Genomic DNA, 23,720 nt, shown 5'->3' with positions numbered 1-23,720 from the left:
ATCGGCTCGAGCCCGGGACGCGATCATCCTGAAGTGGTGGCGACCCCACGGCTGTACTGGGAGGTGGGGCGCGGCAGGCCGTAGTGCTCGCGCAGGGTGGTGCCGGCGTACTCGCTGCGAAACAGTCCGCGCTTGCGCAGGATCGGGACGACCGCGTCGACGAACAGCTCGAGGCCGCCCGGCAGGATCGGCGGCATGATGTTGAAGCCGTCGGCCGCGCCACTGCGGAACCAGAGCTCGATGAAGTCGGCCACCTGCTCCGGAGCGCCGACGAACACCTGGTGCCCGCGCCCGCCGCCGAGTCTGGCGATGATCTGCCGGATGGTCAGCCGATCGCGCCGGGCCAGCTCGCTGACCAGCGCGAAGCGGCTCTTGTTGCCGTTGATCTCGGCCTCGGTCGGCAGGATCTCCTCCGGAAGGGGGCCGTCCAGCGGATACGGGGAAAGGTCCACTCCGCCGAGCATGTTCGAGAGCTGAGCCAGGCCGTAGTCGATGATCTGCAGCTCGGTCAGTTCCTCGTCGAGGGCGCGTGCCTCGGCCTCCGTGGCGCCGAGCACGGGGCACAAGCCGGGCAGGATCTTCACATGGCCCGGTTCGCGGCCGAGCCGTTCGGCGCGGGTCTTGACGTCCTTGTAGAACGTCTGCGCGTCAGAGAGGGTCTGCTGCGCGGTGAACACCGCCTCGGCCCAACGCCCGGCGAACTCGCGGCCGTCCTCCGAGGATCCGGCTTGCACCAGCAGCGGCCAGCCCTGCGGCGAACGCTGCACATTGAGCGGGCCCTCGACGCGGAAGTGCGTTCCGGCGTGCCCGATCTGGTGCACCTTCGCCACGTCGGCGTACCGGCCGCGCGAACGGTCGAGCAGGACCGCCTCGTCCTCCCAGCTGTCCCACAGCGCGGTCGCCACACGCAGGAACTCATCCGCGCGCTGGTAGCGCAACGCGTGATCCGGATGTTGTTCGAGGCCGAAGTTGCGGGCTTCGGCCTCGGTGCTGGACGTGACGATGTTCCAGCCGGCTCGCCCCGCGGAGATGTGGTCGAGCGAGGCGAATTTGCGCGCGACCGTGAACGGCTCGTTGAAAGTCGTCGACACGGTGGCGATCAGGCCGATGCGCCGAGTCGCTCCGGCGATCGCGGCCAGCAGGGTGATCGGTTCGAGCACCCCGCTGACGTTCGAGCCGATCCGGTGCCACACGGCCAGCCCGTCGGCGAAGAAGATCGAGTCGAAGGTGCCGCGTTCCGCGGTTTGGGCGAGTTCGACGAAGTAGGACGCGTCGGTGGCGCGATGCGCGGCCGAGGCGGGATGGCGCCAGGCTGCGTCGTGATGCCCGGCCGTCATCAGGAAGGCGTTGAGGTGCAGTTGGCGCGGCGGCTGCGGTGACACGGGCGTCCTCGGTTGGCTTGAAGGGAGGTGGACTTGCGGATTGCGGGAGCAGGGGGTTCGGATGAGCCGTCAGCGTGACGCCGGGCGCCACCGGGTCAGCCGGCGTTCGAGCCGCACCAGCAGGGCGTTGACGATCGTGCCGATCAGGGAGATGGCGATGATCCCCGCGTACATCTGCTCGATCTCGAAGTTCTGCTGCGCGGCGTTGATCAAGTAGCCCAGGCCGTCCTTCGCGCCGACCATCTCTGCGGCGATGAGCACGAGGATCGACGAGGCCGCAGCCATCCGGATTCCGGTCAATATGGTCGGCACCGAAGAGGGCAGGACGACCTGACGGAACAGCCGCGGTGTGGACAGGCCCAGCGAGCGCGCCGCCTTGACCAGCGTCGGATCGACGCCCCGGACCGCGGTGATCGTGTTGAGCAGGATCGGGAACGTGCACGCGTAGACCACGATGGAGATCTTCGAGGTCTCGCCGATGCCGAGGATCAGGATGAAGACCGGGAGCAGCGCGAGCGCCGCGGTGTTGCGGAACAGCTCCAGCAGGGGGTTGAGTATGTCGGCGACGGTTCGGTACCAGCCGATGACCAGCCCGAGCGGCACGCCGATACCTACCGCGATGCCGAAGCCGATCACGGAGCGGGTGAGGCTGACCCTGGTGTCATCCCAGAGTTGGCCGCTGCGCGCCAGATCCCAGAGCGCATGAACGGCGGTGGAAAACGGAACCAGGAAGGTCGAGTCCACCAGGCCGACTCGTGGCGCGATCTCCCAGAGCACCAGGAACGCGACCACCGCGATCGATTTGCGGCTGACTGTCGCGGCAGCGTGTAGGAGGTGGCGTACCAGTGGACGTATGCGATCGCCGGGTGTTCGGCGGGCCATGGTACGCGCGGCCACGGGTGCGGCGTCATCAGGACTATGAATCGCGGACCGGTCAATGGTGCTGGGAAGCTGAGCGCTGAAAACCTCGGTGTCAGCCAACGGAGACGACCTCCCTCGCGGACAGCTCAGAGCGCTGCGCTCTGGCGACCTCGCCGTGCAGCTCGGACCAAATCTGGTGGCGGTACTCGGCGAAGAGCGGCGTGGAGCGCACATCTTCGGTCTGCCTGCGATCGCCCAGATCGATGTCGACGACCGCCTTGATCCGGCCGGGGCGTGAAGTGAGCACGGCGACTCGTTGGCCGAGATATACGGCCTCGTCGATGCCGTGGGTGATGAAGACGACTGTCTTGCGCGTGGTCTCCCAGATACGCAGAAGCTCGTCTTGCAGGGTCTCGCGGGTCTGTGCGTCAAGCGCGGCGAAAGGCTCGTCCATCAGCAGGACGTCCGGATCGAAGGCCAGGGCGCGGGCGATCGCCACGCGCTGGCGCATGCCGCCGGACAGCTCGTGCGGATAACGGTCGGCGAATCCGGAAAGGCCAACGAGGTCCAAGTACTGCCGCGCGGTATCGGTACGCGCCCGGCGCGTCAGGCCTTTGCCTTCGAGACCGAACTCGACGTTACGCAGCGCCGTGCGCCAGGGCAGCAGCGCATACTGCTGAAAGACCACGCCGCGGTCCAGGCCCGGCCCGGTGATCGGCGCGCCGTCCACCAGCAGCCGGCCCGAGGTCGGTGTGGTCAGCCCGGCGAGCAGGTCCAGCAGCGTGGACTTCCCGCAGCCGCTCGGCCCCACGACCACCAGGAACTGCCCTGCCGCGACGTCGAGCGTGACCTCGTCCAGCGCGGCCACCCGGGAGGAGCGGCCCTCGAACACCTTGCCCACTCGCTCGATCGAGAGTTTCGGCGTGGTCATGACGAGCTCCCCTTGGCGTACGGGTTGAACGCGTTCGTATACACCTTGGCCGCGGTTACCTTGCCCTCGGCGACGGTGCCTTGCTTCACCAGCCAGTCGATCCAGGTCTGGAACTCGGCGGGCTTGATGGCGCCGCCGGTTCCGGCGACGCCCCAGGACTTGAAGTACTTGGTGGCGGCGTTGGTCTCGTTGCGTTTGCGCTTGGCGATGATCGCGCTCATCCGGTCCACGATCTCGGGCACCGGCGTGGTGCGCGACCATTCGATGGCCTTGGCCACACCGGTCACGAAGACCCGTACGGTGTTCGGGTTGGACTGGATGAAGTCGTTGCGCAGCACGTAGGTGCCCGCGCTGAAGTCGCCGAGCAGTTCGTAGTCTGTCGTCAGGGCACGTAGTCCGCCGCGCGCGAGGGCCTTGTCTCGCAGGATGGAGCCGAGGAATCCCGAGTCGATCTGGCCGAGCCGGATCGACTCCTCGGTGTTGATCGGCGGCACGACCAGCGGCTCGACCTGCTTGATCTGGTCGGCGGACAAGCCGGCGCGCTGCAGGTAGATGTCGAGGACGGCCTCGTCGTGTGCGCCGAGGGTGTTCATCCCGACCTTCTTGCCGATCAGGTCGCGCGGGGACCGGATCTCGCTGTCCTGCTTGACGTAGATGCCGTTGTACGCGTACTTGTCGACGCCGTAGTAGCTGACCACGGCGGTGATCGGGGCGCCGGCCGCGGCCAGTTTGACCACCGCGCCGTTGAACGCGCCGCCGAAGTCCGTCTGCTTGGTCGCCGCGGACTGGATGTCCTGCGGGCCGCTGATGGTGTTGCCGACCCAGTCCAGCTTGAGGTCCTGCAGATAACCCAGGTCGGCGGCCAGCTCCGGCAAGGTCACCGAACCGGTCGAACCCTGGTATTTGAGGGAGCCGACTTCGGGGTCGCCGGTGGAGGCGGCCAGTGCCACGAAGTTCGCGGTCTTCTTCGAGCCGCCGGAGGCGCAAGCCGCGGCGGTCGGGCCGAGAACCGCGGTGGCGGCGAGCAGAGAGAGAAAGGCTCTGCGATCGGGGCGGCGGGCCGCGGTGGAGGTCACGGTCGATCCTTGTCTGGTATTCGGTATCTGCTACTTGGTGGGGTTGCGGTGTCGCGCCCGGTGCTGTTTCGGTGCACCGGGCGCGACCTTGCGCCGGGTCTGGCTCGGATGTGTGGTGGCTATCAGGCCGCGACGACGGCGCTCTCAGCCAGGAACGGCTTGCCTGCGATCAGTTCGGACTCGCGTCCGTCGACGCCGACCGGGCGGTCGCCGATGAGGGTGACGCGGTGCAGGGTGCGCTGGACGTTCAGGTGGTCCAGGTCGCTGGGGGCCAGGTGGGCGGTAGCGCGGTTGTCCCAGAATGCGACGTCGCCGGCGTGCCAGCGGAAGCGGACGGTGTACTCGGGGCGGGTCAGGTGCTCGTAGAGCAGGTCGAGGATGCGCCGGGACTCGACGGCGGTGAGGCCGACGATGTGGTCGGTGAAGCCGGGGTTGACGAACAGGGCGCGCTCGCCGGTCTCCGGGTGTACGCGCACCACGGGGTGCTCGGCGATCAGCAGGTTCGCGTTGACCCGCTGGGCGATCTTGGAGTCCTCGTCGGTCGGGATGCGGAAGCGGTGCACCGCGCGCAGCGACTCGGCCAGGCGCTGGATCGGAGCGCTCAGGCCCGCGTAGGCGGCGACCAGGTTGGTCCACTGCGTGTCGCCGCCGAACTCGGGCACGGCCTCGGCGCGCAGGATCGAGGCGGCCGGCGGGTTCACCGCGGCGGTGACGTCGGTGTGCCAGCCGGAGAAGTACGAGTACTGACGCTTGCGGTATTCCTCGCGGTAGTCCTGTCCGTACTTCTCGGCGTAGCGGTCCGGGTCGATGGTGAGAATCTGGGGGAACTGCTCCGGCGGCGCGTCCTCGTGCGGGTGCGCGTGGGTCAGTTCGCCGAACTGCCGCGCGAACGCGATCTGGGAGCCGTGGTCGAGGCGCTGAGCGCGGAAGAAGATCACCTTGTGCTCGAGCAGCGCGGCGCGGATCGCGGCCACGGTCTGCTCGTCGAGCGGTTCGGCGAGGTCGACGCCGCCGATCTCGGCGCCGATGTGCCCGGCGACGCGGGAGACGGTGAGCTGGTGCGCAGGCATGGCGAATTGCCCTTCGTCAGGGGAGGGAGTGTGCGCTGGTCAATCAGTCAGTCAGGCAGGCAGCTGCTGCGGTTCGCGCCGTGCGGACGCGAACCGATAGCAATGCCAGAAGGCTGAGACGGTCGTTGCAGAGCCGTAACTGCGGCGGGAAGCGGTCACCGCCGGAAGCGAAAGAAGCTACCGAGAAGCAGAACAGACGGCACTGGCCTGCCGCCGAAGGTCGACGTGCAGGCGGGCCACGAGGTGCGCGCCAGAGGTCATACGAACACGATTGCAGTACGCGCCACGTAAGTCAATGACCGTAGATTTCGGCTCTTCTGAATTAATACACCCGAAACCCAGAGCTGGCGGCAGGGATTCCCAGACGCTGTTGTTCAGGACCTGACGGTGGGCCGACGCGGACGCGGACGCGAGCACACGATGGCCGGCGAGGATGACGCTGCCGGTCGTCATCGACGGCGCTTCGCCCATGAGGCTCTCTCCAGTCCGAGGTGCTCGCGCAGCGTCGTGCCGGTGTATTCGGCCCGGAAGACGCCGCGCTCTTGCAGCAGCGGCACGACGGTGTCGGCGAACTCGTCCAGGCCGCCGGGCGTGAGGTGCGGCACCAGGATGAAGCCGTCCGAGGCGTCGGTCTGCACGAATTCGTTGATCTGCGCGGCGATGGTGGCCGGGGAGCCGATGAAGTTCTGCCGACCGGAGACCTCGATCACCAGCTGCCTGATGGACAGCTTCTTCGCGTCGGCCAGCGCGCGCCACTTCGCCGCCGTGGCCAGCGGGTCGCCGAACATCCGGACGCTGGCGCGGCCCTTGGCGACGGTGTGCTCGCCGGGATCCGGGTCGATCTCGGGCAGCGGACCGTCCGGGTCGTGGTCGCTCAGGTCCCGGTTCCACACCTGCTCCAGGAAGCGCAGCGCGGTCGGGCCGCTGACTTGCTGGAGCCGGACGGCATGCGCCTTCTCCTGCGCCTCGGCGTCGGTGTCGCCGAGCACGAAGGTGGCCGCGGGCAGGATCTTCAGCTCGTCCGCGCGGCGCCCGAACTTGGCCAGGCGCCCCTTGACGTCGGCGTAGAAGGCACGGCCGGCCTCCAGCGTGCCGTGCCTGCTGAATATGGCGTCGGCGCTGCGGGCGGCGAACTCGCGGCCCGCGTCCGAGTCCCCGGCCTGGAAGATGACCGGCCGGCCCTGCGGGCTGCGCGGCACGTTGAAGTGTCCCGCGATGTCGAACTGGGAGCTGCGCACGGCGAACTGTCCGGCCTGCGGGTCGCGAAGAAAGACTCCTGATTCCTTGTCCGCGAGGATCTCGTCCCCGTGCCAGGAGTCGAAGAGCGTGAAGGCGGCGCGCAGGAACTGCTCGGCCCGCTCGTAGCGCAGTTCCTGCGGCAGGTATCCGCCGCGCCGGAAGTTCTCCCCGGTGAACGCGTCCCAGGAGGTGACCACGTTCCAGGCCGCCCGGCCTCCGGAAAGGTGGTCGAGGCTCGCGAACTGCCTGGCCACCTCGTAGGGCTCGTTGAAGGTGGAGTTGATCGTGCCGGCCAGGCCGAGCCGCTCGGTGACGGCGGCGAGTGCGGCCAGCACGGTGAAGGTGTCCGGGCGCCCGACGACGTCGAGATCGTAGATCAGGCCGTTCTGCTCACGCAGCCGCAGTCCCTCGGCCAGGAACAGGAAGTCGAACTTGGCGCGCTCGGCGGTGCGGGCCAGATGCGCGAAGGACTCGAACTCGATCTGGCTGCCGGCGGCCGGATCGCTCCACACGGTGGTGTTGTTGACCCCGGGGAAGTGCGCCGCGAGGTGGATCTGCTTGACCGGCTTGGTCATGATGCCGCTCCGGTCGGGGCGTAGCGGTTGACGGGGCGCGGCAGTCCGAGCAGGCCGCGCAACGTTTCCGCGTCGTATTCGCGGCGGAATGCGCCGCGCCGTTGGAGTTCTGGCACGAGGGCGCCGGTGATCGCGGCCAGGTCGTCGGGGATCGCGCCCGGACGCAACCGGAAGCCGGACAGCCCGGCGGCCTGCCACTCCAGCAGCAGGTCTGCGAGCTGGGCCGCGGTTCCGGTGAAGATGTGGGCGTCGGAGGTGTACTCCTCGCCGGCGGCTTCATCAAGGCGCTGCTTGCGCTGCTGCGCCTCCTTCGCCGTCCTGCCGAGGAAGACGACCAGGTCGCCGAAGACGTGCAGCGTCTCGTGCCCTCGTCGTGCGATCTCCTGCTGCGCGCGCACCTGCGCCACGATCGCCTGCGCCGTGGGCCAGTCGGTCGGCGTCACGTATACGACGTCTGCCGCACGGGCCGCGAGCCGGTACGGGACGGTGTCGTGAGCGAGCACGGTCACGACCGGCTGGCCTTGCGGCGGGCGCGGCGTGATCGACGGGCCCTTGACGTGGAACCAGCGCCCTTCGAAGTCGATGTAGTGCAGCTTGTCGCGGTCGATGAAGCGGCCGGTGGACGCGTCGCGGATCTCCGCGTCGTCCTCCCAGCTGTCCCAGAGCCGGCGCAGCACTTCCACCACGTCGGCCGCTTCCTCGAACAACACCTGAATCAGTTCCCTGACCAGTGGGAGATCGTGCTCTTCGATGCTGAACGCCGGGATCGGCCGGCGACCGAAAAGCGCTGCCTCGTAAGCGCTCCAGGCGACTTTGACTCGCACTCCCGCGCGGCCCTTGGCCGCGTAGTCGAGCGACGCGATCGCCTTGGAAAGATGGAAGGGCTCGGTGTGTGTGACCGATGCGGTCGACACCAGGCCGATGTGGCGGGTCAGCGGGGCGACGCGGGCGGCGATCAGGACCGCGTCGAGACGTCCGCGTACCTGGTCGATACGCTCGTCCGGCCTGTCGGGCAAGCTGGATTGCAGCGCGTGTGCGTCCTCGATGGTGACATAGTCGATCAGCCCACGCTCGGCCTCCTGGATCAGCTCAGTCCAGTAGCGGCCGGTGAGCAGTTCGTCGGGCAGAGCCGCCGGCTCGCGCCAGGCGGCGGGATGCCAGCCCGCGCCCTCGAGTGCGACGGCCAGGTGGAGGGGTGCGAATGCCATGTCTTGCTTCCTGCTTCCGGTCAGGAGTCGGTCAGCGGCAGGCCGGGCGGATTGATCCGCGAGCTGGGCACGGTCTCAAGCTGGGCACGGGCTCGTGGGAGAGGTGGTAAGCCGCCGGCCATTGCGCGTGCTGGCCGTGCTGAATGAGGTAGTTGATGGTCGAAGAAGCCCGCGAGTTGCGCAGCACGCCTTATGAAGTGCGCGAGCAACGTGGTTCGGAGGCGAAGAACTCTTAGAAGGCGCGGCGCCCGGCGTGCGCCTGATGCCGGAAAGTCATCGGCACGTCAACACCGGATATTCAGGCGGGACAGATCGCGCTGGCGTGCCGTCGCAGGTCGACGTGCCGCCGCTGCACGAGCAGTGCCTGCGGAGTCATGGGCACACCATGACAAGCGATCCGCCCGCGTGTCAACCTCGGCGATGCGCTGTTCACGCTGTGGGACGCAAGAGGCCACGCATTGACCGGGTCGCCAAGACGTGCCCACAATGGCGAGGTGCACCTGGTCCGGCTCACCTCGCGAGACCACATCGACTTCGGTCGAGTGTGGTCCTGCTCCTGTAGCCGTTGACATCTTCCGGACGCGCCGCCGTCGTATCGGCGCACTGACACCCGAGCCCGCGTGCGTTGCGGCGCATCCGTGAGTCACTACGGGCACGCCGGCCTTCCGGGTCATCACGTTGATGTCTGAAGCGTCCGGGCCGCAGCCGCCCGCCGATCCAGAGAGCCGAGCATGAGCCGCGTACCCCTCTCCGTCCTGGACCTGGTCCCGATCAGCTCCGGCTCCGACCCGCGCGAAGCCCTGCGCAACACGCTCGACCTGGCTCGGCGCACCGAAGAGTTCGGATATCGGCGGTACTGGTTCGCCGAGCACCACCTCAATCCCGGTGTCGCCGGAGCTTCCCCGGCGGTGACGATCGCGCTCGCGGCGGCGGCGACCAGTCGGATCCGGGTGGGCTCGGGAGGCGTCCAGCTCGGCCATCGCACCGCGCTGAACACCGTCGAGGAGTTCGGCCTGCTCGACGCGGCGTTCCCGGGGCGCATCGACCTGGGGCTCGGCCGCTCGGGCGGAAAACTGCCGGCACCCGGCGGCGCGCAGTCGAGCCCGCAGAGCCCGACTGGCCCGCAGGCCGCAGCGCGCGACGCCGGCGGACGCGTCGTCGACGGGTTGCTCATTCCGAAGAAGTTCAGCTTCGAGCAACTGGCGGGTCTGCCCGGGCTGGCCGAGCGCCTGCGGTTGAACCACAAGCTGCTTCATCTACCCGGAGCCGAATCCGCGGACTACCGCGAGCAGGTCGAAGAAATCCTCGCCCTGCTGGCTGGCGACTACCGCACGCCCGAAGGCCAGGAGGCTCATGCCACTCCCGGTGAGGGAGCCGACGTGCAGGTGTGGATCCTCGGCAGCAGCGCGGGTCAGAGCGCCGAGGCCGCCGGAAAGCTCGGACTGCGGTTTGCCGCGAACTACCATGTCAGCCCTGGAACAACACTCGAAGCCGTAGAGGCGTACCGCGCCGCCTTCCAGCCCTCGCCCGAGTTGACCGACCCGTATGTGACCGTGTCAGCGGACGTAGTCGTCGCAGAGGACGACTCCACAGCGGCGGAACTCGCGCGCGGCTATGCCCCCTGGGTACGCAGCATCCGCACGGGGGACGGCGCCATTAAGTTCCCCACCCCGCAGGAGGCCGCCGAGCATGACTGGACCGAAGCCGACCTAGCCCTCATCGCGGACCGTACCGCGACGCAGTTCACCGGCTCGCCGAAGGCGGTCGTCGACAAGCTCGACGCCCTTCAGCGCGTCACCGGAGCGGACGAGTTGCACATCACCACGATCACGCACGACCACGCCGACCGGGTGCGCTCGTACGAGTTGCTCGCGCACGAGTGGTATGGCGACTGACCAGCCCACCGCCGTGGGCGCGGCATGAGGAGCGCACGATGCCGAATGCCGCAGGTCAGCGACATGGCGTCTGGTGCGTCCGGATGCGACAGGGTGCCCGGGACCGCGCTTCCGCCCTGCCGCTAGCTGACTGCCCGCAGGCCGCCGCCGTCGCGGTGGTGCAAGCGCGCCATGGCGCGTGCCGTCGTATCGTCGGCGGGCAGCAAGACGACAAGTTGCTGAGCGTCCGCATGCGGCAGCTCCAAGCGTTCGCGCAGCAGACGCAGCTGCTCGCCCGCAGGATGATTCAGCCGCAGGGGCAGCTGCGGCGGGGGCACGTGGCGGTCGCGCCGCCGAGCGAACTGCGCACCGGCGTCCGCCTCCAACGCGCGGCGGAATTGCTCAGAGCTTTCCACCGACGGGGCCAGCCAGAGGTCGAAGGCGAGCTCGTCAGCCGCCTGATCCCAGTCGGCGAAGAAGTCGTGCGCCCGCGGATCGGTGAACACGTAGCGCGTCAGATTGGGCTGCGCCGCCTCAAGCACGCCGCTTCCGGCCATCAACCGCTCGAATCCATTCGTGTAAGCCAACACGTCACCAAAACGGTTGGTGATATATGCCGCCGCCGGCTCAAGCAGGCGCAGCATTTCCAGCACGCTCGCGCGTACCTGCCGGTTCGGCGGTGCCACGGCGCGATCGCGGTGCGAGACGCAAAGGCTGCCACTGATCTTAGTCAGGTATCGAAGGTGCTCGCGTTCCGTAGCGTCAAGGCCAAGGGCGTCGGCGAGTGCGTTCACCACCGCCGGGGACGGATTGCGGTCGCGTCCCTGCTCGATGCGGGTGAGGTACTCGACGCTGATGCCTGCGCGCAGGGCCAGGTCCGTGCGGCGCAGGCCCGGCGTACGGCGGGGACCGCGGTCGGGCAGCCCGAGTGACTCCGGCTGGATGCTGTCGCGCTTGGCTCGAATGTAATCGCCCAACGGGGTACCCATAGCCGCAAGTCTAGGCATCGTCCGCAGAGACCTGGATGGATCAGGGTGGCCCTGTCGGGGCCAGCCTGGGACCGGTCTGGTTCCGCGTCGCGTAAGACCGGACAGTGCTGTCCATGACTAATGCACACATGGCCAGTAGGCCGCGGAAGCACCGGCTGGCGATTGTCATCGGAAGCGTGCGGGAGGGCCGGTTCGGGCCGGTCGTCGCCGCCTGGGTCGCGCAACAGGCACAGGAGCACGGCGGGTTCGACATCGACTCGATCGACCTCGCAGCGTACGACATCCCGCTCACGCTTCCGGCCGTCTCCCCCAAGCGCGCCGGTGCCTCCTACCCGCGTCCGGAGTCGATGGCGAGCCTGACCGAACGGCTCACCGAGGCCGAGGCGTTCGTCTTGGTTACGCCGGAGTACAACCACAGCTACCCGGCCGCGCTCAAGGCCGCCATCGACTGGCATTTCACGCAATGGGCGGCCAAGCCCGTCGCCTTCGTCAGCTACGGCGGCGCCGCCGGCGGCCGGCACGCCGCGCTGCACCTGGAGAACGTGCTGACCGAATTGCACGCGGTGACCATTCGCGACGGGCTCGCCTTCCCGAATTACTTCACCGCCTGGAAGGACGGCACACCGCTGGACTCCCAGGCACCGCTCTACGCCAAGACGATGCTCAATCAGCTCGCTTGGTGGGCGGATGCGTTGACTACCGCACGGGGCACGTCGCCCTATCCGATGTGACGTACGCTCAGCGACAGCAGATCGTTCCTGCTGCTGGTACGAGCGGTTCCTGCTGTCAGCGTTCGACCGTGATGGCGGTCAGATCCACGGGTACTCCGCCCAAGCGCAGCTTGTAGTCCTGGGCGCCCTTGAGGAAATCGAACCGCAGACCACTGTCGAGGCTGCGTTCGACGAGGAGGGAGACCAGCACCACCCCGGGTGCCAGACTCGATTCGACCGTCAAGGTCGTGTCATATGACATGTTGTAGATGTAGGCCGTGTCTCGATGCCGGAGCATGATGGCCGACGCGAGCGGGCGGTCGGAGGCTCGAAGCTCTACGACATACCCGCTGTCCGCGGCGGCCAACTCGGTCAGCATGTTCCTGAGGAAATCGCCGTACGCGACGACGAATTCGCTCGTCGCCACGCTAGCCCGCGCCTTCCAGGACAGGAGCCGCTCCAGCAGGTCGAGTGTCGTTTCGGGCGTCGACTCCACCAGTTCCAGCCGCCCGACCGCCTCGATCAAGCGGTTGCGCTTGCGCAGCACGTCCGCCCGGCGCTTGGAGTTAAGGCCCCTGAGATAGCCCTCCGGGGCCTTCTCGATCCTCGGGGCCTGGTCGTACGTCGCGGCGATAGCGCAGGGGTCTCGGCGCAAGATCTCGTCGACCATGGCGTTGGCCGCCGCGGCGTCGCCGGCGAGTCCGGCCAGGTGCGCTCGGTTCCACGACAGGCTGTCGCACATCCACTCGCCGAGCGCGGCGGCGACGTCCTTCTCACGCCCCGCGGCCGCGATCGGACCCATGTAATCGACGACGTCCCGACCCCCGGCGAAGGACAGGCAGCCCGCGTCGAGTTCGAAAGCGCAGAGCCCGACGACCCCGTCGGCATCGACGACGCCGGCCGTCACGAGCCGGGAATTCGGGCTCTTCACCCGCCTGTCTTCCCACCAAGGCAGGAGAAAACGACTCGTGTGGAACACTGTCCCGGTCGACGCCGCGAATTCGTCCCACCACGGGGAGCTGAGCATTCCTTCCCCGAATTCGGCGACAACCTGGACATCACCCATAAGTTGACCGTCCGCTCCCGTGTTGAGTCGTCGTCTGGTCTATGCGCGGATTGTTAAGTCAGTTGTCCACGTACGACATTCCCTTAACAGCCAGCGCGAAAACGCAGACCAGCATTCGGGCAGCGGAGACCGGGATGACCTCGAAGTCAGATGGTTACCTTAGAACAGGTGCTTTTCGTAGCGGTTCACTCGCCCTACTGGAGACCCGCGCGCACGGACGTGATGCGCCGCGTGTTGAAACCGAGCCAGTGCATTCGGCCTGCGTATCGCGCGTGCTCGACCTTGATGCAGCGGTCCATGACCACTGCGACGCCGCCCTCCTCGGCTTCGCGCGCCGCCGGCTCGTTGATCACGCCGAACTGGCACCACAGCGCGCCGGCACCGATGTGCACGGTCTGCCGGGCGATCTGCGGCAGCGCGTCCGGAGCGCGAAAGACGTTCACGATGTCCACGGGCTCGGGCACGTCGAGCAGGTCGCCGTAGGACCGCTCCCCCAGCACTTCGCTCTCGCGCGGGTTGACCGGGATCACCCGGTAGCCGTGGCGTTTGAGGTAGAAGCCGACGAAGTGGCTGGCGCGCAGTTCGTTGCCGGACAAGCCGACGATCGCGATCGTGCGGGCCGTGTTCAGCACGCGCTGGATGGTTAACGCGTCCTGGTAACGCGCGAGGTCGGTCATGCCGCCGCCTCCTGCCTGACGTTCGCGAAGCCCTGTTCCAGATCCCAGGTCAGATCCTCGACGGCTTCGAGGCCCACCGACAACCGCACGGTGCCGGGCCCGACGCCCGCGGCCCGCAACTCCTCATCGCCCAGCTGCCGGTGCGTCGTGCTGGCGGGGTGGATGACCAGGCTCTTCGCGTCGCCCACGTTGGCCAGGTGCGACCATAGCGTCAGTGCACTGATGAACTGCTGTCCGCCTTCGCGCCCGCCGGCGCAGTCGAAGGAGAACACCGCGCCGGCGCCGCGCGGCAGGTACTTGTCCACCAGCGGACGGTAGCGGCTCTCCGGCAGACCGGGGTGGGTCACCCGTGAGGCGAGCTCGTGCCCCTGGAGGAACCGGGCGATCGCGAGCGCGTTGTCCACGTGCCGTTCCATGCGCAGTGAAAGCGTCTCAAGGCCCTGCAGGAACAGGAAGGCGTTGAACGGGGAGAGCGCCGCGCCGAGGTCGCGCAGGGTCTCGGCCCGCAGCTTCATCAGGTAGCCGTATTCGCCGAAGGTCTCGTGGAACCGCAGTCCGTGATAGGCGGGCGAGGGGTCGGCGACCACCGGGAACCGGCCGTTGGACCAGTCGAACGTGCCAGCCTCCACCACGACGCCGCCGATGCTGGTGCCGTGACCGCCGAGGAATTTGGTCGCCGAGTGCACCACGATGTCGGCACCCCACTCGATCGGCCGGCACAGGTACGGCGTCGCGAACGTGTTGTCCACGATCAGCGGCAGCCCGTGCTCGTGCGCGATGGCCGCGACGGCCTCGATGTCCAGCACGTTGCCGGCGGGGTTGCCGATCGTCTCGCCGTAGAAAGCCTTCGTGGTCGGCCGCACCTGCTTGCGCCACGCCTCGACGTCGTCGGGGTCGACCCAGCTCAGCTCGACGTTCATCTTCCGCAGCAGGTGCTTGAGCTGGTTTACCGTGCCGCCGTAGAGCGCCGCGGAGGCCACGATGTGGTCGCCCGGCTGAAGCAGCGTGAACAGCGCCGCAGCCTGCGCCGCGATACCGCTGGCGAACGCCACCGCGCCGCTCCCGCCCTCGAGGTTCGCCACGCGCTCTTCGAACACTGCCACGGTCGGGTTCATGATGCGCGAGTACGTGTTGCCGTACTCCTGCAGATTGAAGTACGCGGCCGCGGACTCGGGGTCTTCGAACACGTAGCTGGTGGTCTGGAAGATCGGCACGGCCCGCGCGCCGGTGTTCGGATCCGGCCGTTGTCCGGCGTGCAGCTGCCGGGTCTCGAAGGCGAAGGCGTGATACTGCTCAAGGCGCGCCGGCCTGTCGCTCATGGTCGCCTCGCTCACGTAGTCGTCGGTCACTGCCCCTCACCGTCCCGGTCCAGGAATCGGCGGATGATCGGGGTCTGTCTTTCTTCTTCGAGCAGGAAGCAGTCGTGGCCGTACGGCGCGTCGATCACGTGGTACTCGACCTCCTTGCCGAGCGCGCCGAGGGCCTGCGCGATCTCGTGCGAGGCGGAGGGCGGATACAGCCAGTCCGAGCTGAAAGCTATCAGCAGGGTGCGGGCCGCGACGCCTTCGAGCGCGCGCTGAAGCGATCCGTCGCCGTACTGCCGCGCCAGGTCGAAGTACGTCAGGGCGCGGGACAGGTAGAGGTAGGTGTTGGCGTCGAAGCGGCCGACGAAGGATTCGGCTTGGTGGCGTAGGTAGCTCTCGACTTCGAACTCGGCGTGCTCAAGCGTGTAGTGCACGTCGTCGCCTTCCTGCAGCCGCCGGCCGAACTTGTCTTCCAGCGCCGGTGCGGAAAGGTAGGTGATGTGGCCGACCATCCGTGCCACGCCCATGCCGGCGGCGGGCGCGCGGCCGGTGCCGTAGTAGCGGCCGCCTTGCCAGGCCGGGTCGCGCATGATGGCCTCGCGTGCGATCGCGTTCCACGCCACGCCCTGTGGGTGCAGCGCGTGCGTGCTCGCGATCGCCACCACGGTGTCGACTTGGTCCGGGTAGAGCACCGCCCACTCGAAGGCCTGCATGCCGCCGAGCGAGCCTCCGGCCACTGCGGCGAGCCGCTCGATGCCGAGTTCGTCGAGGAAGCGGCGCTCGGTGCGCACCATGTCGGCGACAGTGAGCACCGGGAAATCCGGGCCGTACGGCCGGCCCGTCGCAGGATTCATCGATGAGGGCCCGGTGGTGCCGCGACAGCCGCCGAGCAGGTTCGTGGACACCACGAAGTAGCGGTCGGTGTCGAAGGCCTTGCCGGGGCCGATCATCCCGTCCCACCAACCCAGCGCCCGCCCGGCCGGCCCGTCGCGGTCCTCGGCGGCGAAGCCGTCGCGCGTGCCGGGCGCCGACGCGGTCGCGGCCAGGCCCGCGGCGTGGGCGTCGCCGCTCAGGGCGTGGCACACCAGGATGACGTTGTCGCGCGCGGCCGAGAGCGTGCCATAGGTCTCATACGCCACCCGCACCTCCGGCAAGTCCCGCCCGCAGTCGAGGCGCAATGAGCCCGGAAGGTCGAGGTATCGGGTCTCGGTGATGCCGACCGAACCGGCCGAAACCACCGCGCCGCTTTTCGTCATGACGGCTATGGTAAACCCTGCGGCGGATGTTATCGTCAGGCATTCCGTTTGCCATTTCTGAATACTTCGGAAACCGAGAGAATAGGGTCTCGAACCATGACGACGGTCACCAATGGAGTTAACGTCCAGGCTCTGCTCGACGCGCGCGAGGTGCTCAGGGGCGCACCCGAAGCCGCGCAGTTCACCTGGCGTGCGTCGTCCACGTGGCAGAACGGTGTGCACAGCAGGACGACGATTCAGAACTTCTTCGGACTGGGCCAGGAGCAGAATCACAAGACCGAAGCTGTGTTCGACGCCGACCACCCCGAGGTTTTCGCCGCCGAGGACAACGGCATCACTCCGATTGAATACCTTTTGGTCGGTCTCGCCAGCTGCCTTACCGCCGGTGTGGCGTCCGTCGCGCAGAATCGCGGCATCCAGCTTCGCTCGGTCCAGGCGACGGTCGAGGGCCAGCACGACATCCGCGGCATCCTCGGCGTGGACAGCGACGTGCGCAACGGCTTCAACGACGTGAAGGTGACCTTCTCGATCGACGCGGACGCCTCGCCGGAGGAGATCGAGGCGCTGGTGGCCCAGTCGCAAAAGCGTTCTGCCGTCTTCGACGCACTCACCAACCCGACCAACGTCACCGTCGAAGTAGCCTGAGGCCGCACTGATCGGACTGACGGGCTGATGGCAGACCGGGCCGTGGAGCGTGCCACCGCTGTGGTGATCGGCGCGGGGCACGCGGGCCTCGCGGCGAGCCACTTTCTCAGCGCTCGATCAATCGACCACGTGGTGCTCGAGCGCGGGCAGGTGGCGAACTCCTGGCGCACCGAACGCTGGGATTCCCTGCGATTGCTGACGCCCAACTGGCTCAGCCGGCTGCCGGGGCATCGTTATCAGGGCCCGGATCCAGACGGGTACATGACGATGCCCGAGGTGGTCGACTTCATCGAGCAGTTCGCCGTGTCCGTGCGCGCTCCGGTGCGCACGGACACGACTGTGCAGCGCCTTAGCCGCACCGACGACGGATATCGCGTCGCGACGGATCAGGGTCTGCTGGACTGCCGCGCGGTGATTCTCGCCACCGGCGCCTGCAACGTGCCCGTCGTCCCGCCGCTCAGCGAGGGGGTGCCGAGCGGCATCAGGCAGCTGACTCCCTTTGACCACGGCGAGCTCCGCGAGCTGCCGGAAGGCGGCGTGCTCGTGGTGGGGGCTTCGGCGACCGGCGTGCAACTGGCGGCCGAATTCCGCCGCCGCGGCCATCCGGTCACGCTCTGCGTGGGCGAGCATGTGCGATTGCCGCGCACGTACCGCGGCCGCGACGTGCTGTGGTGGATGGCCGAGTCGGGCGTGTGGGATCAGCGCTACGACGAGCTCGACGATCTGACCCGCGCCCGGCGGCTGCCCTCGCCACAGCTCGTCGGAACGCCGGAGCGCACGACGCTCGATCTCAACGTTCTGCGGTCGATGGGGGTCGAGACGGTGGGGCGGTTGGCCGGGGTACGGGACGGCCGGGCCCTGTTCTCCGGCGGCCTGCGCAACGTGTTCGCGCTCGCGGATCTGAAGATGCGCCGTCTTTTGGACACGTTCGACCAGTGGGCCCGGGAGCACCGGCACGACGACGAGATCGACGCTCCCGAACGCTTCCCGGCGACCAGTGTGCCTGAGTCGGCGCGCCTGCAGCTCGACCTCGGCAGCGGTGACTTCCGCACGATCGTGTGGGCCACGGGTTTCCGGCCGGACTACCGCTGGCTGGACGTGCCTGTGCTCGACGCGAAGGGGCAGTTGCGGCACGAAGGCGGCGTGGTCGACAGTCCGGGCCTCTACGCGCTCGGCTTACCGGTGCTGCGGCGGCGCAAATCGACGTTCATCCACGGCATCGAGGACGACGCGCGTGAGGTCGTTGACCATCTCACGCGGTACCTGGGGCACGGAGCACGTCACCGTATCCGGGATGATGCGTGCTGCTCCCGCTAGTGCGAGAGGTTCACGGCGAATCGGCTCAACTCGGTTCGTGCGAAGGCGACTGAAGGATCGCCCCCGACCACGATGACGCGGCGCAGGCGCGACGACAACGTTTTGGATCGCTTACGCCTGATATTCACCTGTACACCGCCCCCGCCTCATCGGCGCGCTCATAGGTTCGGAACGACTCGGGCTCACTCGGTCGCGTCTGAGCATTGATGGAAGGCGGCCCATGTCTCCAACACGTCCCCTTCGTACCCTGATCGCGTGTGTGGCCGTTGCCGGCAGTTCGCTCACGGCCACGCTGCCTAGTAGCGCAGCTTCCGCTGCCGCGGCGGTCACCGCACCCGCCGGCACGCCGACGGCCTCCGGCCCCGCGCACTATGACCACGTCTTCGTGATCGTCGAGGAGAACCACGGGTTCCCCGATGTGATCGGCAATCCGGCGGCACCCAACCTCAACGCCTTGGCCACGCAGTACGGTCTGGCGACCAACTACTACGCGGTGGCGCATCCGAGCGAGCCGAACTATGTCGCGCTGCTCGGCGGCGACACCTTCGGGGTCTCCACGGACAACGCCTACTACGTCAACCGCGTCACTGCGCCCAGCCTGATCAGTCAGCTCGACGGCGCGGGTATCAGCTGGAAGGCGTACCTGCAGGGCGTGCCGCACGCCGGATATCAGGGCATCTGCTACCCGGCGAACTGCAATGGCGCGCCGGACAAGGACCCGCTGTACGTTTCCAAGCACAATGCCATCGGCAACTTCACCACCTCGCTCAACGCCGCCGACTGGTCGCGGCAGGTCCCGATCGAGCAACTGTCGGCCGATCTGCGCTCCGGGCACGTTCCCGCCTTCGACTACGTGATCCCGGACGAATGCCATGACCAGCACGGCGATCCGCCGTTCTGCCTGGACTCGGGAAACAGCGACTCCGGCAACACGGCCGCCGCGGACCCGCAGGACCAGCGCCTCGTGGCCACCGGTGACGCTTACCTCGGCCAACTGGTCGCGCAGATCACCGGCGCGGGCTTCTGGGCCAACGGCAACAACGCGATCGACATCGTCTATGACGAGGGCGACGACAACACCCGGGGCGGCGGCCAAGTCGCTGACATCGTCGTGACCAGCCACGGTCCGCGCCACGCGCAGGACGCGACCGGCTACAGCCATTACTCGCTGCTCTCGACCATTCAGCACGACTTCGGCCTGGGCTGCCTCGCCAACACGTGCGCGGCGAGCGTGAAGCCGCTCGGCCCGCTGTTCGCCGTGACCGGCGCGGCCGCCACCCCATTCCGCGCGCTGCCCGTGCCGTCGATCGCCACCCCGACTCCGACACCGAACGAGCCGGTCAACACGGTCACCGAAACGCCCAGCAACGCGGGCTGGAGTGTGCAGCCGGTACCGACTCTCGGCACCGGCGACAACACCTACGGCGCCGTCGCGGCGGTCTCGGCCAAGGACGCGTGGGCGGTCGGCAACTACCTGCCCGACGCGCCCGGCAGTAACGCCGACGCGACGTTGAGCACGGCCGCGCACTTCGACGGCACCAAGTGGACGTGGACCCCGACCGTCAACAGCGGCCCCAACTTCACCACCCTGTTCGGCGTGGCCGCGACGCCGGGGCGTGCCTGGGCCGTCGGCGTCGCACTCGATTCCCGTTATCAGGCGCATAGCATCATCGAGTCCTGGGACGGACATGGCTGGTCGATCGCCTCGACCCCGCACCTCGACACGGCCCGCGACCTTCTGTTCTCCGCCGCCGCGGTCTCCGCTAAGGACGTGTGGGCGGTCGGCGACCAGCAGAGCGCGAGGACCGGTCACTTCAATGCTTTGATCGAGCACTGGGACGGCGCCCGCTGGTCCGTGGTCCCCACGCCGGCCGCCGACCACAGTGAGACAGGCAGCCACTTGTACGGCGTCGCTGCCGGCGGGCCCGACGACGTGTGGGCGGTGGGTCAGCGCGACGATCAGGGCACTGACTTGCCGCTGATAGAACACTGGAACGGTACCTGCTGGAGCATCGTCGACGTCCCGTCAGCGGGGGTCGAGGGTGCTCTGTTGCAAGGCGTCACCGTCAAGGGCGGCGAGGTCTGGGCAGTCGGTCAGAGCGACGACGCGACACACCAGGCGTTCCCGTTCGTCGAGCACCGCGACGCCGCCACCGGCAGCTGGCACGCGCAGGAGCTGACCGGGATCGCGGGCCCCTTCAGCGACGTGACCGGCGTGGCGCTCGACGACAACGGCGTCGCGTGGCTCGTCGGCTCGTACTTCGATCCGGCCAGCGGGAACGAGCTCACGCTCGTGGCGCGCAACGGAGGCCACGGCTGGCAGCAGGTCGCCGCGCCGAACCCGGGGACCGGCGACAAGGTCCTCGGCGGCATCGCGACAGCCGGCGGTGACGTCTGGGCCGTGGGCTATGACAAGACCGACATCGGCCGCAGCCCTCTGATCGAGGCGCATCACACGCTTCGCTAGAACAGCACTTCCTGAACCAGGCCGGGCCCCGGGCGATCCCCCGCCTCGGGGCCCGGTATCGAGCGTGGTGCGGGATCTATCTCTGCAGCGAACACGGCGCCGCGCGTCGAGTGCCTTCTCAATCTCGGCGGTAGTTCTTCGCCAGATCGTGGACGAGCTGTGTGGAGGGCTGCGGTATCTCTCCGAAGTCCGCGTCGTCGCTGTCGACCGCGAGCCGGTTGAGGGCGGTCTCAAGCGCGAGGGGTAAGCGTGGCCGGTTGCCCTTGTGGCACTGGGCGATCAGCTCTCTGCGTACGTCTTCGGGCAGCAGCGGCTGTTCGGTGCCGTACTCACGGGCTGGGCGCGGCTCGTGTTCGGCGCGCAGGCGGGCGGCCTGGTCCCGCCAGTAATCTGAGTCCTGATATTCGCCGTGGCGGCGGTGATGCAGACACAGACAGTACGCGGCGACGTGGCTTCCGGCGCCGGCCGCGAACCGCCACCAGAAGTGCGCCGCGTTCTCCCGCGCGGTGAGATGCAGCAGGCACGCGAAGACCACGGCGCCTTCGGCTTCAAGGGAACGGCTGTCGGCCAGTCCGGACAGCCGCGCCGCCGCCCTGGAGTCGTCGAGCAGCAGAACGGCCGTGAGGTCGAGTTCCCGCAGCGCCTGCTCGGGTTCGCAGGAACTGTGCGCCGGTGCGATGGCGGCGTGGGTGGCAAGCGCGTTCACGCATCGGCCCGGTGCGTCGGCGGCCCGGACCTTGGCGTGCGCCAGCCGCTCGCTGACGGTCGGCGTCCCGCGCCCGGCTACAGGCACCCATGCGGCGGCCAGCAGCGCGTCGATTCCGCTCCGCGAGTCATGGCCCTGATGCATGGGCTAGTGCCCGTCGCTCGCCGGGGCGCAGAGGCCGAGCTCGCGGGCCAACCGCTGCTTGGCGGACCTGATGTGCCGGCCTACGCTTCGCGTGTCGATGTTCAACACGGCAGCCACCTGCGCTACCGGGAAACCGAGTACGTAGCGCAGAACAGTCACGTCGTACTCGCGCTCGGGAAGGCGGGAGATCGCCGCGTACAGGGTGAGCGACTCCTCGATCAGGTTGAACCGCTCCCTGACGAAGTCCATCGCCAGCGCGGTCCGATCGAAGGCCAGGGTCTCGACGAAGGCCGACCGGGTCTGGTGGTCGTTGAGCCAGCGCACGATCGTCGTCCTGAGCAGCGCCCAGGCATACCGTCCCACGTCGTCGGGCCCTGACGCGCACGCCCACAGATCCGCCAGTTGCGCCGTGACCTCGTCGATGACCTGGTCTGCGGCCTCAAGGGATCCCGTGCGGGCGTAAGCGTACGCCCGCCACACTTCGTGATACTCCTGATAGAAGACCTCGAACTCGGCCGACGCGGACGGCGTCCGCCGTCGGGCGCCGCTCGCGACGGTCTTGGCATCGCCACCAGCCTGGGCGCCGGCGCCGATGTCGGCAGTAGCCACGTTCCTGCCTCCTTCGGCGTTCCGGCGGCCCAATCGCGTGAATCCGCCGCCTGTCGTCGAGCCGTGGGCCGGCCCGCTTCTGCTAGCAAACCAGATCGGCGGGCGCCGTGTTGACGCCGCGCCGAAATTCTTCTGACGATAATGGACCCGCGGACGGCGTCCGCTGCGGCGCCGTGGGTACCGTGTGACGGCGCCAGGACAAGGAACCGGGGCGGGGTATGGACGACGAGACCGTAGATCTGCAAGTGGACCGCGCACACTCGGCCCGCATGTACGACTACTACCTCGGCGGACACACGAACTTCCTCGCCGACCGGGAGGCGGTGGGCCGGGTGCTGGCGGTGTTCCCCTCGGTCCTGGTCGCGGCCCGGGCGAATCGCGCGTTCATGCGCCGCTCCACCCGCTTCCTGGCCGAAAGCGGCCTGCGTCAGTTCCTCGACATCGGCACCGGCATCCCCAACTCGCCGAATCTGCACGAGGTCGCGCAGGGCGTGGCGCCGGACTCGCGCGTCGTGTACGTGGACAATGACCCGATCGTCCTCGCGCATGCCAAGGCTCTGCTAAGAAGCCACCAGGCCGGGCATACCGCCTACATCCAGGCCGACCTCGCCGACCCGGAGAGCATTCTGTCCGCGCCGACTCTTCTCGAGACGCTCGACCTGAACCGGCCGATCGCGCTGAGCCTGAACGCCGTGCTCAACTTCATCCCTGATGAGCGCGGCGCCTACGACATCGTCAGACGTCTGAAGGACGCGCTCGCCCCGGGCAGCGCCCTGGTCATCTCCCACGGGACCCGCGACTTCGATCCAGTGGTCGTGCAGAAGGGCGTCGTCGATGTCTACCGATCGGCCGGTACGCCCATCCAGGCGCGCAGCCGGGCCGAGGTCGCCCGGTTCTTCGACGGCTGGGATCTGGTCGATCCCGGGGTAACCACGTCGTATCGCTGGCGGCCGGACGGGGAAGAGGCCCCGCCTGACATGACGGACGCCCAGGCCGCCGCGTATGTCGCGGTCGCCCGCAAACCGCTGACCTGAACTGCATCACGCCGGGTGATATAATGGTGCCAGCATCCGGTTGAGTCCGCCGGGCAACAGTGCGGCCCCGGTGCTTTTGTCTAAGCTCTTCACTGTCGTGCTTCTTTCGCCGACACACCCCTCTGCGGCCGGGCGTGAGCCCCGATTCCGCAATCACTATCAGCAGGCTGACGCCCCTCCGGCCGGCCTGTACGGCTGCTGACAATCCGCAGCGGTCAAAGGCTGTCGCGTTCCTCCGTGTTTCTTCCGGAGTGGCGCGGCCCCGCCTTACTTCCCCCTTCCCTTGAAAGGATCCGCATGTCCACGACAATCCTCGAACACTCAGCGGCCGCGAACTCGGGCGCCCGTGCCCGTACCCGCACCCGTCCGCGCGCCGAATCCGCCCCACCCGAATGGCTCGCTCCAGTCGCCGGAATCCTCGAGCTAAAGGACCAACACGGCTTCCTGCGCACCGCCGGATATCTGCCCGGCCCGCTGGACGTCTACGTCCCGCCTGCCGTCATCCGCGAGTACGGGCTGCGTGCCGGCGACCTGGTCGAGGGCGCGGCCGCATCTCAGCAGTCGCAGAGACCGACACCGC

General features: G+C 68.1%; 21 protein-coding genes and 1 pseudogene. 7 read left to right on the top strand and 15 right to left on the bottom strand.

Translation table 11 applies throughout. The features are described from left to right. Window positions 1–23: 23 nt before the first annotated feature. The 8 genes from VFA06_RS18360 to VFA06_RS26110 form a co-directional block, all read right to left on the bottom strand. Entirely contained in the window at window positions 24–1,337 is a 1,314-nt protein-coding gene (locus tag VFA06_RS18360) for an LLM class flavin-dependent oxidoreductase (RefSeq protein ID WP_349260240.1), read from the bottom strand. 114 nt (window positions 1,338–1,451) lie between these two features. Continuing rightward, entirely contained in the window at window positions 1,452–2,264 is an 813-nt protein-coding gene (locus tag VFA06_RS18355) for an ABC transporter permease (RefSeq protein WP_414639926.1), read from the bottom strand. Between the two features lie 91 nt (window positions 2,265–2,355). Then, window positions 2,356–3,174: an ABC transporter ATP-binding protein gene (locus tag VFA06_RS18350; RefSeq protein WP_324841837.1), complete on the bottom strand. Its 819-nt coding sequence runs from the start codon at window positions 3,172–3,174 to the stop codon at window positions 2,356–2,358. Continuing rightward, entirely contained in the window at window positions 3,171–4,250 is a 1,080-nt protein-coding gene (locus VFA06_RS18345; RefSeq protein ID WP_324841836.1) for an ABC transporter substrate-binding protein, read from the bottom strand. The genes VFA06_RS18350 and VFA06_RS18345 overlap by 4 nt, the downstream gene beginning before the upstream one ends. A gap of 122 nt (window positions 4,251–4,372) precedes the next feature. Then, entirely contained in the window at window positions 4,373–5,320 is a 948-nt protein-coding gene (locus tag VFA06_RS18340; protein WP_324841835.1) for a TauD/TfdA dioxygenase family protein, read from the bottom strand. Between the two features lie 449 nt (window positions 5,321–5,769). After that, entirely contained in the window at window positions 5,770–7,134 is a 1,365-nt protein-coding gene (locus tag VFA06_RS18335) for an NtaA/DmoA family FMN-dependent monooxygenase (protein WP_324841834.1), read from the bottom strand. Continuing rightward, entirely contained in the window at window positions 7,131–8,342 is a 1,212-nt protein-coding gene (locus tag VFA06_RS18330; RefSeq protein ID WP_324841833.1) for an LLM class flavin-dependent oxidoreductase, read from the bottom strand. Before VFA06_RS18330 ends, VFA06_RS18335 begins: the two co-directional genes overlap by 4 nt. 298 nt (window positions 8,343–8,640) lie before the next feature. Further along, window positions 8,641–8,718 carry a putative leader peptide gene (locus VFA06_RS26110; protein WP_414639925.1) on the bottom strand — a complete coding sequence of 26 codons (78 nt, stop codon included), beginning with the start codon at window positions 8,716–8,718 and terminating at the stop codon, window positions 8,641–8,643. Window positions 8,719–9,073: 355 nt separating this feature from the next. Between VFA06_RS26110 and VFA06_RS18325 the strand changes: the two genes are divergently transcribed. Next, the gene (locus VFA06_RS18325) at window positions 9,074–10,237 is read left to right on the top strand and encodes an LLM class flavin-dependent oxidoreductase (RefSeq protein ID WP_324841832.1); all 1,164 of its coding nucleotides are present in this window, start codon (window positions 9,074–9,076) and stop codon (window positions 10,235–10,237) included. A gap of 122 nt (window positions 10,238–10,359) precedes the next feature. Here VFA06_RS18325 and VFA06_RS18320 read toward each other — a convergent pair whose 3' ends face one another. Then, on the bottom strand, window positions 10,360–11,205 hold the full coding sequence (locus VFA06_RS18320) for a helix-turn-helix transcriptional regulator (RefSeq protein ID WP_324841831.1): 846 nt from the start codon (window positions 11,203–11,205) through the stop codon (window positions 10,360–10,362). Window positions 11,206–11,318: 113 nt separating this feature from the next. Here VFA06_RS18320 and VFA06_RS18315 point away from each other — a divergent pair, with 113 nt between their 5' ends. Next, entirely contained in the window at window positions 11,319–11,936 is a 618-nt protein-coding gene (locus VFA06_RS18315; protein WP_324841830.1) for an NAD(P)H-dependent oxidoreductase, read from the top strand. Window positions 11,937–11,991: 55 nt separating this feature from the next. Here VFA06_RS18315 and VFA06_RS18310 read toward each other — a convergent pair whose 3' ends face one another. The 4 genes from VFA06_RS18310 to metX form a co-directional block, all read right to left on the bottom strand. Continuing rightward, window positions 11,992–12,846, bottom strand: a complete 855-nt coding sequence (locus VFA06_RS18310; RefSeq protein WP_324841829.1) for a GNAT family N-acetyltransferase — start codon at window positions 12,844–12,846, stop codon at window positions 11,992–11,994. Window positions 12,847–13,175: 329 nt separating this feature from the next. Continuing rightward, the gene (locus VFA06_RS18305; protein ID WP_324841828.1) at window positions 13,176–13,658 is read right to left on the bottom strand and encodes a CoA-binding protein; all 483 of its coding nucleotides are present in this window, start codon (window positions 13,656–13,658) and stop codon (window positions 13,176–13,178) included. Beyond that, a complete protein-coding gene (locus tag VFA06_RS18300) occupies window positions 13,655–14,977 on the bottom strand; it encodes an O-acetylhomoserine aminocarboxypropyltransferase/cysteine synthase family protein (RefSeq protein ID WP_349260239.1) in 1,323 nt (440 codons plus the stop codon). The genes VFA06_RS18305 and VFA06_RS18300 overlap by 4 nt, the downstream gene beginning before the upstream one ends. A 26-nt stretch (window positions 14,978–15,003) precedes the next feature. Next, the gene (metX, locus tag VFA06_RS18295) at window positions 15,004–16,218 is read right to left on the bottom strand and encodes a homoserine O-acetyltransferase MetX (protein WP_324841826.1); all 1,215 of its coding nucleotides are present in this window, start codon (window positions 16,216–16,218) and stop codon (window positions 15,004–15,006) included. Between the two features lie 96 nt (window positions 16,219–16,314). On the opposite strand from metX, the gene VFA06_RS18290 reads away from it, so the two are divergent. The 3 genes from VFA06_RS18290 (at window position 16,315) to VFA06_RS18280 (ending at window position 20,647) form a co-directional block, all read left to right on the top strand. Further along, complete coding sequence (locus VFA06_RS18290) at window positions 16,315–16,863, top strand: OsmC family protein (RefSeq protein WP_324841825.1); 549 nt, start codon at window positions 16,315–16,317, stop codon at window positions 16,861–16,863. 27 nt (window positions 16,864–16,890) lie between these two features. Then, complete coding sequence (locus tag VFA06_RS18285) at window positions 16,891–18,180, top strand: NAD(P)-binding domain-containing protein (RefSeq protein WP_324841824.1); 1,290 nt, start codon at window positions 16,891–16,893, stop codon at window positions 18,178–18,180. Between the two features lie 259 nt (window positions 18,181–18,439). Then, window positions 18,440–20,647 (top strand): alkaline phosphatase family protein, encoded by a 2,208-nt coding sequence (locus VFA06_RS18280; RefSeq protein ID WP_324841823.1) that lies wholly within the window; start codon window positions 18,440–18,442, stop codon window positions 20,645–20,647. A gap of 118 nt (window positions 20,648–20,765) precedes the next feature. On the opposite strand, the gene VFA06_RS18275 is transcribed toward VFA06_RS18280, so the two are convergent. Next, window positions 20,766–21,497, bottom strand: a complete 732-nt coding sequence (locus VFA06_RS18275; protein WP_324841822.1) for a hypothetical protein — start codon at window positions 21,495–21,497, stop codon at window positions 20,766–20,768. A 3-nt stretch (window positions 21,498–21,500) separates the two neighbouring features. Beyond that, window positions 21,501–22,106 (bottom strand): sigma-70 family RNA polymerase sigma factor, encoded by a 606-nt coding sequence (locus VFA06_RS18270; protein WP_324841821.1) that lies wholly within the window; start codon window positions 22,104–22,106, stop codon window positions 21,501–21,503. A gap of 218 nt (window positions 22,107–22,324) precedes the next feature. On the opposite strand from VFA06_RS18270, the gene VFA06_RS18265 reads away from it, so the two are divergent. Together VFA06_RS18265 and VFA06_RS18260 are read left to right on the top strand one after the other, a co-directional pair. After that, complete coding sequence (locus VFA06_RS18265; RefSeq protein WP_324841820.1) at window positions 22,325–23,140, top strand: SAM-dependent methyltransferase; 816 nt, start codon at window positions 22,325–22,327, stop codon at window positions 23,138–23,140. A 297-nt stretch (window positions 23,141–23,437) separates the two neighbouring features. Further along, a pseudogene (locus VFA06_RS18260) lies at window positions 23,438–23,720 on the top strand (hypothetical protein); the annotation flags it as partial.

It is taken from the genome of Actinocrinis sp. (assembly GCF_035653575.1).
In the GTDB taxonomy this organism is placed as follows: Bacteria; Actinomycetota; Actinomycetes; order Streptomycetales; family Catenulisporaceae; genus Actinocrinis.
This window is presented reverse-complemented; position numbering and strand designations above follow the sequence as displayed.

Excerpts from the sequence above, each read along its gene's own strand:
- VFA06_RS18360 (WP_349260240.1), bottom strand. The coding sequence starts at position 1,337 with ATGACGGCCGGGCATCACGACGCAGCCTGGCGCCATCCCGCCTCGGCC.
- VFA06_RS18355 (WP_414639926.1), bottom strand. The coding sequence starts at position 2,264 with ATGGCCCGCCGAACACCCGGCGATCGCATACGTCCACTGGTACGCCAC.
- VFA06_RS18350 (WP_324841837.1), bottom strand. The coding sequence starts at position 3,174 with ATGACCACGCCGAAACTCTCGATCGAGCGAGTGGGCAAGGTGTTCGAG.
- VFA06_RS18340 (WP_324841835.1), bottom strand. The coding sequence starts at position 5,320 with ATGCCTGCGCACCAGCTCACCGTCTCCCGCGTCGCCGGGCACATCGGC.
- VFA06_RS18335 (WP_324841834.1), bottom strand. The coding sequence starts at position 7,134 with ATGACCAAGCCGGTCAAGCAGATCCACCTCGCGGCGCACTTCCCCGGG.
- VFA06_RS18330 (WP_324841833.1), bottom strand. The coding sequence starts at position 8,342 with ATGGCATTCGCACCCCTCCACCTGGCCGTCGCACTCGAGGGCGCGGGC.
- VFA06_RS26110 (WP_414639925.1), bottom strand. The coding sequence starts at position 8,718 with ATGACTCCGCAGGCACTGCTCGTGCAGCGGCGGCACGTCGACCTGCGA.
- VFA06_RS18325 (WP_324841832.1), top strand. The coding sequence starts at position 9,074 with ATGAGCCGCGTACCCCTCTCCGTCCTGGACCTGGTCCCGATCAGCTCC.
- VFA06_RS18320 (WP_324841831.1), bottom strand. The coding sequence starts at position 11,205 with ATGGGTACCCCGTTGGGCGATTACATTCGAGCCAAGCGCGACAGCATC.
- VFA06_RS18315 (WP_324841830.1), top strand. The coding sequence starts at position 11,319 with ATGACTAATGCACACATGGCCAGTAGGCCGCGGAAGCACCGGCTGGCG.
- VFA06_RS18305 (WP_324841828.1), bottom strand. The coding sequence starts at position 13,658 with ATGACCGACCTCGCGCGTTACCAGGACGCGTTAACCATCCAGCGCGTG.
- VFA06_RS18300 (WP_349260239.1), bottom strand. The coding sequence starts at position 14,977 with ATGAGCGACAGGCCGGCGCGCCTTGAGCAGTATCACGCCTTCGCCTTC.
- metX (WP_324841826.1), bottom strand. The coding sequence starts at position 16,218 with ATGACGAAAAGCGGCGCGGTGGTTTCGGCCGGTTCGGTCGGCATCACC.
- VFA06_RS18290 (WP_324841825.1), top strand. The coding sequence starts at position 16,315 with ATGACGACGGTCACCAATGGAGTTAACGTCCAGGCTCTGCTCGACGCG.
- VFA06_RS18285 (WP_324841824.1), top strand. The coding sequence starts at position 16,891 with ATGGCAGACCGGGCCGTGGAGCGTGCCACCGCTGTGGTGATCGGCGCG.
- VFA06_RS18275 (WP_324841822.1), bottom strand. The coding sequence starts at position 21,497 with ATGCATCAGGGCCATGACTCGCGGAGCGGAATCGACGCGCTGCTGGCC.
- VFA06_RS18265 (WP_324841820.1), top strand. The coding sequence starts at position 22,325 with ATGGACGACGAGACCGTAGATCTGCAAGTGGACCGCGCACACTCGGCC.